Annotated in this window: 12 protein-coding genes; 1 reads left to right on the top strand and 11 read right to left on the bottom strand. The window is 45.8% G+C overall.

Going from position 1 to position 13,741, the window contains the following annotated elements; translation table 11 throughout:
* Nucleotides 1-4: 4 nt before the first annotated feature.
* Nucleotides 5-1,171, bottom strand: a complete 1,167-nt coding sequence (locus ACFQ4A_RS03560) for a CaiB/BaiF CoA transferase family protein (RefSeq protein WP_382397654.1) — start codon at nt 1,169-1,171, stop codon at nt 5-7.
* 452 nt (nt 1,172-1,623) lie between these two features.
* The gene (gene mreBH / locus ACFQ4A_RS03555; protein ID WP_382397652.1) at nt 1,624-2,631 is read right to left on the bottom strand and encodes a rod-share determining protein MreBH; all 1,008 of its coding nucleotides are present in this window, start codon (nt 2,629-2,631) and stop codon (nt 1,624-1,626) included.
* A gap of 460 nt (nt 2,632-3,091) precedes the next feature.
* Between mreBH and ACFQ4A_RS03550 the strand changes: the two genes are divergently transcribed.
* Nucleotides 3,092-3,931 carry a CAP domain-containing protein gene (locus ACFQ4A_RS03550; RefSeq protein ID WP_382397650.1) on the top strand — a complete coding sequence of 280 codons (840 nt, stop codon included), beginning with the start codon at nt 3,092-3,094 and terminating at the stop codon, nt 3,929-3,931.
* Between the two features lie 169 nt (nt 3,932-4,100).
* Here the strand turns inward: ACFQ4A_RS03550 and ACFQ4A_RS03545 are convergent, their stop codons facing one another.
* The 9 genes from ACFQ4A_RS03545 to ACFQ4A_RS03505 form a co-directional block, all read right to left on the bottom strand.
* A complete protein-coding gene (locus tag ACFQ4A_RS03545; RefSeq protein ID WP_382397648.1) occupies nt 4,101-4,715 on the bottom strand; it encodes a hypothetical protein in 615 nt (204 codons plus the stop codon).
* A 111-nt stretch (nt 4,716-4,826) separates the two neighbouring features.
* Nucleotides 4,827-5,444, bottom strand: coding sequence for a response regulator (locus ACFQ4A_RS03540; RefSeq protein WP_382397646.1), 618 nt, complete (start codon nt 5,442-5,444; stop codon nt 4,827-4,829).
* On the bottom strand, nt 5,416-6,792 hold the full coding sequence (locus ACFQ4A_RS03535) for a sensor histidine kinase (protein ID WP_382397644.1): 1,377 nt from the start codon (nt 6,790-6,792) through the stop codon (nt 5,416-5,418). Before ACFQ4A_RS03535 ends, ACFQ4A_RS03540 begins: the two co-directional genes overlap by 29 nt.
* A gap of 38 nt (nt 6,793-6,830) precedes the next feature.
* The gene (locus ACFQ4A_RS03530; protein ID WP_382397642.1) at nt 6,831-7,421 is read right to left on the bottom strand and encodes a DUF6305 family protein; all 591 of its coding nucleotides are present in this window, start codon (nt 7,419-7,421) and stop codon (nt 6,831-6,833) included.
* Nucleotides 7,422-7,511: 90 nt separating this feature from the next.
* The gene (nikC, locus tag ACFQ4A_RS03525) at nt 7,512-8,432 is read right to left on the bottom strand and encodes a nickel transporter permease (RefSeq protein WP_382397639.1); all 921 of its coding nucleotides are present in this window, start codon (nt 8,430-8,432) and stop codon (nt 7,512-7,514) included.
* 35 nt (nt 8,433-8,467) lie between these two features.
* Nucleotides 8,468-9,472, bottom strand: coding sequence for an ABC transporter permease (locus tag ACFQ4A_RS03520; protein WP_382397637.1), 1,005 nt, complete (start codon nt 9,470-9,472; stop codon nt 8,468-8,470).
* A gap of 103 nt (nt 9,473-9,575) precedes the next feature.
* Nucleotides 9,576-11,240 carry an ABC transporter substrate-binding protein gene (locus ACFQ4A_RS03515; protein WP_382397635.1) on the bottom strand — a complete coding sequence of 555 codons (1,665 nt, stop codon included), beginning with the start codon at nt 11,238-11,240 and terminating at the stop codon, nt 9,576-9,578.
* A gap of 79 nt (nt 11,241-11,319) precedes the next feature.
* The gene (locus tag ACFQ4A_RS03510) at nt 11,320-12,309 is read right to left on the bottom strand and encodes an ABC transporter ATP-binding protein (RefSeq protein WP_382397633.1); all 990 of its coding nucleotides are present in this window, start codon (nt 12,307-12,309) and stop codon (nt 11,320-11,322) included.
* Complete coding sequence (locus ACFQ4A_RS03505) at nt 12,306-13,304, bottom strand: ABC transporter ATP-binding protein (protein WP_382397631.1); 999 nt, start codon at nt 13,302-13,304, stop codon at nt 12,306-12,308. The genes ACFQ4A_RS03510 and ACFQ4A_RS03505 overlap by 4 nt, the downstream gene beginning before the upstream one ends.
* Nucleotides 13,305-13,741: the final 437 nt, after the last annotated feature.

Raw genomic sequence — 13,741 nt, 5'->3', positions numbered from 1 at the left:
TTTATCATCTCCTAATGTTTTGTTGCGTCAAATCTAATTGTGCCAGTACGTCATCCGTGTGTTCGCCGGCATCCGGTGGGTGACGCTTAGCATTAACCGGTGTCCGTGATAATTTCAGCGGGCTGCCGATCATGCGGATATCGCCTGCTGTTGGATGGTCGGCACCAATGAACATATCCCGCGCATTTAGTTGCGGGTCACCGGCTACCTCATCAATCGTTTGGATCGGGCCGCACGGGATGTTGTTTTCCTGACATTTTTCCTGCCAATAGGCAGTTGATTTGGTCGCGAAGACGTCTCGCAGCATCGGTATTAATGTTTCCCGGTTTGCTACACGGTCAGGGTTGGTTCGGAAACGTCCATCTGCTGCATATTCCGGTTTTTCCAAAATCGTGCACAGTCGTTTAAACTGATGATCATTTCCAACGGCAATCACCATTTGCCCATCCATTGTTGCAAATGTCTGGTATGGGACGATATTGGCGTGTTGATTGCCTAGGGCTTCCGGTGTTTTTCCGGCCATCAAATAGTTGCTGCCAACATTGACAAGCGCACTGACAGCTGAATCATACAGGGAAAGATCGAGCTTTTGTCCTTTGCCCGATTGTATTCGTTCGATTAGGGCTCCCTGAATGCCGATGCACGCATACAGACCAGTTAAAATGTCCGTAATGGCCACACCGACTTTTTGTGGGCCGGATTGACTGTCCCCGGTAATACTCATCAAACCGCTCATTGCCTGGATGATAAAATCATAGCCCGGCATGTCTTTATAAGGCCCTGTTTCGCCAAAACCGGTGATTGAACAGTAGACAATTCCCGGATTGATGTCGGATAGTGCTTCGTAATCGAGCCCAAGCCGCTGCATCGTGCCGGTTTTAAAATTATTGATGATCACATCACTTTCACGGACGAGCTCTTTAATCGCCTTGTGACCTTCTTTAGATTTTAAATCAAGTGTGATGCTTTTTTTATTCCGGTTGGCACAAAGGTAATACGCACTGACACCGTTCTGAAACGGAGGTCCCCATTTGCGTGTTTCATCGCTGCCACCCGGTGCTTCCACTTTGATAACGTCAGCACCGAGGTCACCAAGAATCATCGTGCAATATGGCCCAGCAAGCACACGCGACAGATCGAGAATTTTAATGTTTTCGAGTGCTCCAGCCACTGCCTCACTCCTTTCCTGAAAATAAAATAAGCCAGTTCAAAAAGACTACAGACATCTGTAAGTCTACTTTGAACTGGCTTTTGTCTGTTGCTTCAGAACTGGCGTTGAACTGAAAACAGATTAGGCAGTTATTGATTGTCAGGCTGTCTCATATGGAACCAGAGACGGTTGATAAAATTAGTCTGCTGCCGATTTTTTGCTTCGGCAGTATCATGCGTTATAGCGTGGAAGCGCTTTTAGCGTGATTGGTTTTATTATATGGTATTCTGAAAAATTTGTAAACCGTTATGGTTAATTTTCTGTTGGGAAATAGGGGAGTGGAGTGGTTTTGCAGCGTAACGGAATTGACACCAGAAAGAATGAACAGAAGAAACAGAAAGCAGTTCACATCCATCATAAGAGACCGCGTACCATTACTGGTAAGCGCGGCCCTGTCTGGACATGTCTCGTTATTATTTCGCAGCTTTCTGCAATTTGGAAATCATCTTCAGTGAACGGCCTGTTCCGATCGCCACGGATTCAAGCGGGCTTGGCGCAATGTGAACCGGCACGAAAATTTCCTCTGAGAGCCAATCTTTCAGCCCATTTAACATAGCTCCGCCGCCGGTGAGCACGATGCCATGATCGACAATGTCACCACTCAGTTCAGGCGGGCAGTTTTCCAAGGTTGTCCGGATTGTTTCCAGTATTTGTTCAAGGGATTCTTTCAGCGCTGCATATACTTCTTTAGATGAAACCGTCACCGTTCTCGGCAAGCCTGATACCATATCACGGCCACGGACATCCATGGATTCCTCAATATGATCTTCATCGGCATGGCCGATTTCCATTTTTATATTTTCTGCTGTGCGTTCGCCAATTAGAATATTGTATTTCTTACGGATGTAATTAACGATTTCGTCATCCATTTTGTCGCCGCCGGTGCGAATGGAATTGCAGGAGACGACACCGCCGAATGAGATGATGCCCACTTCGGACGTTCCCCCGCCAATATCGACAACCACATTGGCGAGTGGTTCATCGACCGGCAAGTCCGCGCCAATGGCAGCTGCCACCGGCTCTTCAATCAAATGCACATGTTTCGCACCGTAGCTGGACACAGCATTATGGATGGCACGGCGCTCGACGCTTGTGCTACCGGATGGGGTGCATACGACAACAGTCGGCTTGCGCATGGAGAGTCCCATTTTCTTGCTCACTTTTTTTAAAAACGCCTTCAGCATTTGAGCGGTCACATCGTAATCCGCTATAACACCGTCTTTCAATGGCCGGATCGGGATGATATTCTGTGGTGTTTTGCCGACCATTTCCTTTGCTTCCGATCCGACAGCCACCACATTCTTCGTATTTAAATCAATTGCCACGACTGATGGCTCGTTCAATACAATTCCTTTTGACTTGGAATAGATCAATATATTAGCAGTTCCCAAATCAATTCCGATTTCTGCAGTTGATAACATATTATGTTCCTCCAATGATGTATATTAATCGATTTAAAAACAATCTGTGTTATGCAAAAAACGACTATACATTATTATACTATATCATCGATTCCGGGAGGTGGAAATATAGCTGACAAATATTGTCTGTTCAAGTCTCCCGGAAACCTTTCACTCCCCCTCTATTTCAAATGATAATCTATGAAAAATCAAGTAACATTTCGTTTACATTTAGCAGCTGTTTGTAATATATGCATGCAATTTTAAGAAGTGTCAACCGCCATTTTGTTGTAAATTTTACCACCCCATAAAAACTTTTCCTATCAATCGCCTGGTTTAAAAGAATTAATAGTCTGCTGTGATAATCTTTTTTGAAAAGTCGCTGAATGGAAAAAACCTTATGGCAATGTGTGCCAGTAATATTACAAAAAAAGCATGGTACGATGATGTTGCAAATCAAAAAGAGGAGAGGGGAAAAAGCATGTTTAACAAACTAATGACCGGTTCACTAACCGCAGCATTGCTATTTGGGGGCGCATGGCAAACAACGGCCGACGCATCCGCAAATGTCGATAAATCGCAAAATCAATCCCATCAGTATAACGTTCATTATTCGATTAATGGAAGTGACTGGACGGAGCTATCATCTGACCGATTCAGCAACTTGCATAAGTACTTCCCGCAAATTAATTGGAATTCGGATAAGCAGCAGCATGATGGGGAGCAAAAAGCGGAATCAAAGCAGGAAAAACCGGACCAGAATCAGCAACAGCCTGAAAACCAAAACACTTCAGAACAGAAGCAGGATCAGTCTGAACAACAAGGTGACTCAGAACAGAAAACAGACAAACAAGAACAGCCGGCTGAGCAGCCTGAAGCACAGGCACCACAGCAGCCAGCTGAACAGCAGCAAGAACAACAAAGTCAATCACAATCACAGCAGCTAAGTGAATTTGAACAGCAAGTGGTTGAACTGACAAACGAGGAGCGCACGGCACAGGGTCTGGATCCGCTCAAAATTGATACAGAGTTAAGCAAAGTGGCACGTGAGAAATCCCGTGATATGGCGTATAGTAACTACTTCTCACACGACAGCCCGACCTATGGCTCACCATTTGATATGATGAAAGACTTCGGCATTTCATATCAAACAGCCGGTGAAAACATTGCCAGAGGACAGCGTACACCGGAACAGGTCGTTAACGGGTGGATGAACAGTGACGGACACCGTGAGAACATCATGAATCCGAACTTCACGCACATCGGTGTCGGCTATGTTGAACAAGGCAACCACTGGACACAGCAGTTTATTGGAAAGTAAATAAGGAGCATACAGGTAAAAGCTCTGCGGTCAGCAGAGCTTTTTTCTGTGAAAAATAAGGAAGCAAAAAGTTTTCGACGACGTTTTCAATACCGAAATTAGCTGCAGCCTATCGAGGCTTTCAAAAGTTAGCACCACCCTCTATCAAGGGACGGAATGCAGCGCGTTTCTAATTAAACATATACTGATAAAGGGAATCCCTAGTAAAAAAACTTTCAATCCCTTTTGTTGTTAAAAAATAATCGATGATTTCTTCTTTTGTTAGACCCAGCTCTTTTAGCCCTCGTGCAACCGTTGTTAAATAGGAGGTGGGAGGCGGGGTGATGATTTGTCGTTTCATATCCTTCGTATCGGTGAATGTCATCATAGGTGAGCCGGCGTTATCGCCAAGATAAATTAACCGTCCATACCAGCCAGCTGTGATGTCCAGGTATCCGTTATTGATAATCTTATTCACATCAATGGTAAGGCACTTGGCGTTGTTTTCTTGTTCAACGACGCCTGTGAATTGTTCAGCCGTAATTAAATATTTTCTGGCAAACGTCTTGGATTCAGTGTTCTTTTCATGATCAATAAAAGCAACGCCGCCTTTACCCCATTTGCTTTCTTCTTTAGCAAAATATAGTTTATAAGGGAGTTCCGCTATCCCGGTGCTTTTGGGAGGCGTCTTGTCGGAACAGCCTGCCTCAGCTTGATTGGACCCTTCTGGTGCACCCCCATAAATGTAGCATAAAAACCGATCTTCACAAATGTTGGATCCATAACTGACATACCAAACATTCATTTTGTTCCCCTCCTCGATAAACACTTATTTTGTCCACGAACCTTCCGAAAGCTCTGAAAGAATTTTTGATTGCTTTCTTACCTACAGGAGTATATGAGAACCTTGCTTCATTCATAGGAGCAACCTGTATGTGTTTTTTGGCCGGCCCTGTTTTCCATATTGGGAAATGACCTCGACCTCGCCTTTGGTTTCCAGATAGCTTAAATAACGGTGGATGGTTTGATAGGCAATGGGCAATTCTTTCCTGATTTCGTCGATGCTTATCGGCACATCTTGCTGAATGAGGGTTTGCTTGACCGATGTGAGGGTTGATGTGTTGATGCCCTTTTCGACAAACACCTGATCATCATCCGCAGCTGTAAGCCTCGCTATCTTCAAATTGACGCGAATGCGGGAAATGAGATCCGGTGCTTTGATCGGTTTAAGGGCGAAGTCACTTGCACCGGCTTGCAAAAAGGCATCCGCGATTGCCTGACGTTCATCAACCGTGAGGATAATAATCGGGATTTTTTGATTGATTTCCCTCATTTCTTTTGTGGTTTTCAGGCCGTCCCAATGCGGCATATGGTAATCGAGCAGCACTAAATCCGGATGGAGTGCTTTATAAAGTTTCACGGCTTGTTCCCCGGTTGATGCTTCAATCGTATTCCAGTTCGCATAGGCACAGATTTCTGCCAGGGTAAACCGGATATCTTCGTTGTCATCGACGATCAGCAATGTCATCGACATGTGTTTCACCTTCCTTGTGGATCGGGAGTGAAATGGTCATTTGCGTGTGACTGCCCTTAACACTGTCCACCGTAATCGTTCCCTGGTGGTTCTCCACAACTTTTTTGACAAAGGAAAGGCCGATTCCGGATGACTGTCGCGTACTGAAGCCTGTCCGCCAGATATCGTCCAAATGTGTCATTTTAATGCCTGTCCCATTGTCTTCGATGCAAATGAGAATCGACTCGTCTATTCTTTTGACATCAATATCGATATATCCTGCTTTTCCAGCAAAAGATTTGACAGCGTTTTCAAGAATATTGGAAATTGCACGGGAAAACCGGACTTTATTGACATATATCGTTGGCAGATCAGGTTCCAAATTGATGTGTAAATCCACATTCTGTTCATTAAGACCGAGGTGACTTGTGACATACTCAAGCAATTCGTTCACCGGAATCGGTTGTTTATTATCTTCATGGAGGATTTCAGAAATCATATCCTTCATTTTTTCCGCCGATTGATTCATCCGCTCGAAATGGGCTTCCATTGTGGTGATGTTTTGCGCGTGCATTTTCATATGGAGCAGGGATAGGAGCCCTTCCAGTGTCACCAAGGGTGTTTTCAAATCATGCACGAGCATGTTGATTTCTTCATATACTTTGGATTCTACCAGGGCAGTCCTGGTTTCTTCCAGTTCTTCCTCTTGCAGATGATAGTTTTTAAGAGTACTCTTCTGCTTGTCGACAAGGTGGATCAGCAGTGTGAAAATAATGGCAATGATCAGAAAGACAGCGAAAAAAATGGTAGCCAGTGTATTGAACAAACTGCTGTCTGTAAAATAATTATCCACGATTTTGATGCTGGCTGCCAAATCGTCTGTTCCGAATCCAAAAACAGTCAGTGCCGGGATAAGCTGGAGCCATAAAATGGACACCAATACGAGAAAAATGATGATTGATAGAATCAGATAAAAATATTTTTGCTTTGGAATATACAATTGCAGAAATGTAATCATGCCCAATGCCAGGAAGTGACTATGATAGGAAAAATGATCATGATGCCACTGGTTGAACAGGCTCAAGCCCAAAAGCACTAGCAAAATAAACATCAATGGCCCCATCTGTCCGGAAAAGGCCCAAGCCATCAACATGGAACCAAAATAAATGAAAAAGAAAACAACAAAGTAAGCTGCAATATAGATGAACGATGTCACTAGCAGCAGACCGCTATCCTGCAAGTCCACACTTTGGTGGATATTTGCCACAATGACGCCTGTCCAATGATTGTTCAATAACGGTAAAAACTCACCTGATAAAAACAGTATCATGCCGATGATGCCAATATGCATATGTTTTTTTTGAACCATGTTGAACCGGCCTTTCGCTTGATAGCATTAAAATAAGATTAACGAAATACGGAATTAAACGGGGTACGGATGTCACTGAAATCATTGACAAGCGTCACCGGAACGTTGTGGGACGCCAGTATATCAAGGTATTGGTCCATATTTTTCATTGTTTTTAATCCGATATAGTAGTCGGTATTCGGAATAATCTGGTTAAACAGTGCCCATGTTGGTTTATCATGACGGTATGCTCCGGAGAGATTGACCAAAATGACAGGGATTTGATTTTGTGTCGCTTCACCCGCAAGTTTTGTAATCCGGCTTTGTTCAGCCTGGTATGTCCGGTTTGTTTGTTCAAGGCCATTGGCACTGTATCCCAGTACAATCACAACACTGTTGTAGTCGTAAAGATCGGAATCAAGGGCCCGTGGCCGAAAGTCCGCATCAACGTGAAGGTTGTCTGCAATGGTGTAAAGGATGGAACCTTCAGCGGCCTGTCCAGCAGAAGTGATCAGAATTTTTTCCCCGCCAATGGGGGCGGGTAGATTAGGGTACAGATTGACATGTTGTTGGCTGGTTGCATTGGCAGATACGAGCGTCATGGTAAGAAGAACCGCAAAACAAATGGCGGGTGGCATATATTTCAGCAATGACTATCACCTGCAGTTATTTAAAATTTAAAAGGTAAAGCGGGTGAGCTTTACCTTTTAGTCTGCCATAAGGAAAAAATTCCGGCAAATCTATTCCTTTAATCGCGGGTCCAGAGCATCCCGCAGGCCGTCGCCGAACATGTTAAAACCCAGAACCACAAAAAAGATGGCAAGTCCCGGGAATGTGGCTACCCACGGGGCGTTTTGCAGGGCTGCACGCCCATCACTAAGCATTGCTCCCCACTCCGGTCTGGGCGGTTGGGCACCAAGCCCGAGAAAGCTGAGCCCGGCGGCATCCAGAATAGCTGTTCCGATGCTTAGTGTCGCCTGAACGATAATGGGGGCCAAACAATTGGGGAGGACATGCTGCATTAATACCCGGCCGTGTCTGGCCCCAATCGCATGGGCTGCTTCAACGAATTCTGTTTCTTTGACAGAGAGGACAGCGGAACGAACAATTCGCGCAAATTGCGGGATGCCAACAATCCCGACAGCAATCATGGCATTCCGCAAACTGGGCCCGAGAACCGCAACAAGCGCAATGGCCAATAAAATGCTCGGAAACGCCATGACAATATCGATGACACGCATGATGACCTGATCAATCCAGCGTCCGAAATATCCGGATACGGCTCCGAGGAACACGCCAATAATCATGGAGATACCAACTGATATCACACCAATCTGGATGGAAATCCGGGTACCGTAAACAATCCGGCTGAAAATATCGCGCCCCAGCTCATCTGTCCCGAGCCAATGCTCCGCCGACGGTGCCTGATAGCGATTGACAATGGTTTGCTCTGTCGGACTGTGGGTAGCGATAAATGGTGCGAGGATCGCTGTGATGATTAAAATGAAAATAATACAAAGGCCTATAAAAGATGTTTTGCTTTTAATAATGCGTAAAAAGGATTCGGTCCATAAACGGGTAGTTTTTGACACGTTTTCGGTATTTGTCGTGGCCTCATTTGGGTTTGGAACAGGATTGGGTTGTATTGACAAATGCTGCACATCCTTTCAACTGACAAGATTTGCGGAATAAACGTTCAATCATAGCGGATTCTAGGATCGAAATATTTATACAAAATATCGGTTATGAGATTGACGAAGACAAATATAGCCGCGATCACCAAAATGGTACTCTGCACGATGGGATAATCACGCTGGAGAACGGCCTGATAAACATAACGGCCAACCCCTGGCCAGGAGAAGATGGTTTCAGTTAAGACGGCTCCTCCTAAAAGCAGCCCGAATTGCAAGCCGATGACTGTTAAAACAGGTAGAAATGCATTCTTTAAGGCATGCTGGAAGATGACGATATGTTTTTTCAGACCCTTGGCATTGGCGGATCGGATATAATCTTCCCGCATGACTTCAAGCATACTGGAACGTGTCATCCGGGCAATGATGGCCATTGGTATAGTCCCGAGTGCTATACCCGGCATAAGCAAATGGAAAAAGGTATCTTTAAATGCTTTGAAGTTGCCCGTCAATAGACTGTCCAGCAAATAAAAATTCGTGATGGTATTGAGTTCGGTATTTGTAGCTAACCTCCCCGATGGCGGCAAGAGGCCAAGTATGACGGAAAACAGAAGAATCATCATCAGTCCAAGCCAGAAAATGGGCATGGAGACCCCGAATAATGCCCCGGTCATGCTAAGGTTGTCAAACCAGGAATATTGCTTGACGGCTGCTATGACACCAGCAAGTATGCCAACAATTATCGCCAGACACATGGCAAAAATCGTAAGTTCCATCGTAGCCGGCAGTCTGCTCATCAGTTCGGTCGTAATGCTTTCTTTTGATTGGATGGAATTACCCAGGTCCCCCTGCAGAATGTTCCCAATGTATTTTCCATATTGAGCAGTTAACGGTTCATTCAAGCCCAATTCCTCACGAAGTAATTCCAATTGTGTTTCTGTGGCTTTTTCGCCAAGCATACTTCTTGCCGGGTCTCCCGGTATCATGTGCAGAAGCGAAAAGGTAAGTATGGAGACCCCAAAGAGCACAGGGATAAGCAAAAGTACTCGTCGAATAATGTATTTCACCATGGTTGCAAGCCCTCCGTTCATTTACACGCCAAAATTAATATGTAACCGGATTTAAAGAGGGAAGCTGACGTTCGCTGTGACATCAGCCCCCTCGGTGTAAAGTCTATTTCTCGATATTCAGCAAGTTAAATGGCTCGCTTCCGGTCGGGTGCGGCTGATAATTGGTAACGCTTTGTTTTGCTGCAAGCGGCGGTGTCGTATGAGCAATCGGGAACCAGGGTGCATCGTCGTGGATAATTTCCTGGGCTTCCAAATAATACTCTGTCCGCTTATCCTGGTCCATTTCAGACTGAGCAGCTTTGAACAAATCATGAATCTCGTCGCTCTTGTAAAACGCAATATTTCCGGCAGATCCCTCTGTTGCGTTATCTTTGTCCAGTAATACATAGAAGAAATTGTCCGGATCTCCATTGTCACCGGTCCAGCCAAGGAATGCCATATCATGTTCACCGTGTTCAGTTGCTGTCAAATGGCTGTCCCAGTCATTTTCAACGATTTCCACGTTGATATTGACATCACTCAGCATTTCCTGGATCGCCTGGGCTGTTACCTTTGGCTGCGGCATGTAAGGGCGCGGGTTGGCAAATGTGTATAGTGTGACATCAAACCCGTCTGCGTAGCCCGCTTCTGCAAGTAAGGCCTTGGCTTCATCGGGATCATAGTCATAATCTTCAATATCATCATTGTACCCCCACAATGAAGGTGGAATGGCATTTTTGGACGGTTTGCCGATACCTTCATAAAGTGTGAGCAATTCATCCTTGTCGATGGCCAGATTGACCGCCTGGCGTACTTTCTTTTCGGACATAGGCCCTTCTTTGTCAGTGTTCATTGCCATGTAGCTTACATTCATGGAAGGTCTCCGGATGATTTGCAGTCCATCATCATCTTCTGCCGTATCGATGTCTTCCGGATTCAGCCCCATCATGGCATCGATCGACCCGGCCTGAAGCTCCATGAATCGGGCACTGTTATCGTCAATAACCCGGAAAACTACTTCATCGACATTGGCTGCTTCCCCGAAATAGTCGTCATTTTTGGAAAGTGTAATGTTGTCATCCGGTATCCACTCTTCGAATACAAACGGTCCGGTACCAACCGGATTTTTAAAATAGTCATCCTCGTATTCGTCAATAGCTTCCGGGCTTGCTATGCCAAACATCGGCATTGCCACTGTCTGCAGGAATGGCGCGTTAGGCTCCGACAGAGTGATTTCTACTTCGTAATCGTCTGTTGCTTCCACGTTATCGATGATTCCTTTTGGATTATCCTCGGTTGCGCCAAACATGTAGCCATAATAGAAAAACTCGCTTGATGTCGTCCAACGCTCGAAGTTATATACCACGTCTTCGGCTGTAAAGTCATTACCGTCGTGGAATGTCACATCATCCCGCAGCTGGAAGGTCCAGACCAGGTTATCGTCATTGACTTCCCAGTCGGTCGCCAATGACTCTTTAACCTCCGTGCTGTCCTCTTCATATTGGACCAATGTGTCGTAAATCTGGTTCGTGACATAAATCGACTCACCATCGGTCGGAATGGCAGCATCGAGCGAAATGGAGTCACTGCCGCGCCCGAATACGAATGTGTTTTCACCGTCAGCGTCTTCTTCTGCCTGCTCACCATCCTCCGATGCGCCCTGATCTTCTGCATTGGCGTCATCCGACGCCCCGTCATTTTCTGATCCGGCATCTTCGGTACAGCCACTTACAACAAGGGCGATCATGATTAAAAATGTGATAAGCATTAATACATGCCGCTTTTTCAAGTTGGATTCCCCCTTAATAAATTTTTACAAAAAGAGATTGCGAGCGGTGCGATTTGTTAACGCCTTTTTGGAAATCCCCTCAAGTCCCCTGGGCCACCACCTCCTTGGCAAAGTGACAGGCGGCAATTTGACCATTTTCGGACACTTGCCTGTAACGAGGTACCTCGGTCCGGCAAATGTCTTCGGCAATCGGGCAGCGCGTATGAAATTTGCAGCCTGTCGGCGGATTGGCAGGTGATGGCAGATCACCTGTCAGAATGATGCGCTCTTTTTCACGATGCGGATTGGCTTCCGGTACGGCTGACAAAAGCGCTTGTGTATATGGATGCTGTGGATTTTCGTAAACCTCCTGCACATCACCGGTTTCCACGATTTCCCCGAGGTACATAACAGCAACGCGGTCGCTGATATGGTGGACCACACTTAAATCATGTGCGATGAAAATATATGTGAGGTTAAATTCCGCCTGCAAATCTTCCATTAAGTTCACGACTTGTGCCTGGATCGAGACATCTAGGGCGGAAACCGGTTCATCACAGATTACCAGTTCAGGATCAAGGGCCAGGGCACGAGCAATGCCGATCCGCTGGCGCTGGCCGCCACTGAATTCATGCGGATAACGGTATTTATGCTGGGGGCTCAGTCCAACGACATTGAGCAGGCGTTCCAATTTTTCCTGACGTTCCGCTTTCGGTACGTTGAAAACCTTCATGGGCTCGGTGATCGTTTTTTCAATTGTTTTTCTTGGATTCAGGGATGCATACGGGTCCTGAAAAATGATTTGCATCTCCCGTCTCAGTTTACGCAGCTGTTCGCCCCGGACGGATGTAATATTTTGGCCTTTAAATAAGATTTCGCCGTCTGTCGGCTCCAGTAATTTCAGCATGAGTCTACCGGCGGTGGATTTACCGCACCCGCTTTCCCCGACAAGGCCGAGCGTTTCACCGGGATTAACCGAAAGTGAAATGCCGTCAACTGCTTTCAGGACCGGTTTTTCCCTGGTGAAGATCTCCTGACTTTTTAATGGAAAGTGCTTTTTTAATTGCTTGACTTCGAGTAATGGGGTCATGTCGATATCGCCTCTTTTGAATCGTCGTATAATAAACACCGGACGTGGTGGTTATCGTCCATTTCCTTTAACACCGGATCGATACTCAAGCAATTCTCCATGGCATGTTTGCACCGGGGGGCGAAACTGCAGCCTTTTGGCAAAGCATGCAAGTCCGGTGGAACCCCGTCAATGGCCTGCAATTTTTGTTTTTCCGGCGTTATTTTGGGGATAGAGTTCATCAGGCCAAGTGTGTATGGATGCTTTCCGTGATCAAACAAATTGGTTGTCCTGGCAAACTCAGCTGGCTTGCCGGCATACATGACCATGACCCTGTCGCATACTTCGGACACAACCCCCAAATCATGTGTGATCATGATAATAGCCATATTGAGTTCCCGCTGCATTCTGCTGAAAAGCTCGAGAATTTGTGCCTGAATGGTGACATCAAGCGCTGTTGTTGGTTCATCGGCAATCAGAAGTGATGGACTGCACGAGAGGGCGATCGCAATCATGATGCGCTGCCGCATTCCACCGCTGAATTCATGCGGGTAGTTGGCTATCCGTTTTGCTGGATCAGGAATGCCAACCAGATCCAGCAGCTCCAGGGCCCGTTCTCTCGCCTGCTTTTTCGAAAAGTTCTCATGTGCCCGTATCGTTTCGACCATTTGTTTTTCCACACTGAAAACAGGATTCAACGAGGTCATCGGATCTTGAAATACCATGCTGATTTCCTTGCCGCGGATTTTCCGGAGTTGTTTTTCCTTTTTATCAAGAAGATTTTCACCCTTGAAATATATCTCACCATCGACAATTTTTCCTGGGGGAGAAGGAATGAGTCCCAGTATGGACATAGCAGTGATGCTTTTGCCCGATCCCGATTCACCGACAATCCCGAGCGTCTCTCCCGGTTTAATAGAAAAGTCAACGCCATCAACAGCTTTGACAGTGCCTGCTTTCGTGAAAAAGTGTGTATGTAGATTGCGTACATCAAGGAGTGGCGCGTCTGTATCCATGTGCATCCTCCTTTGTTGTTTAATAATTAGAATTGTATGCACTATCAGAAAATTATACTTATCATTATACATGTTGTTTAGCACTTTTACAGTTTTTCTCTTATTTCTCAAAAAATAGCGGTAGGCGAATAAAGTGGTTGATTGATGGCTAAAAGCAGCTGAAAACCTTCTTTGAAGTGGGGGTTATATACTGAAATCGGTGGCCGGCGTATGACAAAATCAGCGCACTAAATGTTAAAGAGGCTGGGACATAACTATAATGACAATTCTAAAGATGAACAATCCACTGCTTGAGCGGAGGAAATATACGTAGACTCCAGCGGGAGGAAAGGCTTAGGTGAGACCCCGCAGTGCGCCAGCGATCTTTTCTGCGAGGAGCGTATGCCTCGCCGCAATAACTTGCAACGCGACGAGCACGAGGAGGCTCACCAGCCGCC

Source organism: Lentibacillus salinarum, from assembly GCF_042679865.1.
GTDB lineage: Bacteria > Bacillota > Bacilli > Bacillales > Amphibacillaceae > Lentibacillus > Lentibacillus salinarum.
This window is presented reverse-complemented; position numbering and strand designations above follow the sequence as displayed.

Bases quoted from the DNA above. Each gene is read 5' to 3' on its own strand.
- mreBH (WP_382397652.1), bottom strand. From the start codon at position 2,631: ATGTTATCAACTGCAGAAATCGGAATTGATTTGGGAACTGCTAATATA.
- ACFQ4A_RS03550 (WP_382397650.1), top strand. From the start codon at position 3,092: ATGTTTAACAAACTAATGACCGGTTCACTAACCGCAGCATTGCTATTT.
- ACFQ4A_RS03545 (WP_382397648.1), bottom strand. From the start codon at position 4,715: ATGAATGTTTGGTATGTCAGTTATGGATCCAACATTTGTGAAGATCGG.
- ACFQ4A_RS03540 (WP_382397646.1), bottom strand. From the start codon at position 5,444: ATGTCGATGACATTGCTGATCGTCGATGACAACGAAGATATCCGGTTT.
- ACFQ4A_RS03535 (WP_382397644.1), bottom strand. From the start codon at position 6,792: ATGGTTCAAAAAAAACATATGCATATTGGCATCATCGGCATGATACTG.
- ACFQ4A_RS03520 (WP_382397637.1), bottom strand. From the start codon at position 9,472: ATGGTGAAATACATTATTCGACGAGTACTTTTGCTTATCCCTGTGCTC.
- ACFQ4A_RS03510 (WP_382397633.1), bottom strand. From the start codon at position 12,309: ATGACCCCATTACTCGAAGTCAAGCAATTAAAAAAGCACTTTCCATTA.
- ACFQ4A_RS03505 (WP_382397631.1), bottom strand. From the start codon at position 13,304: ATGGATACAGACGCGCCACTCCTTGATGTACGCAATCTACATACACAC.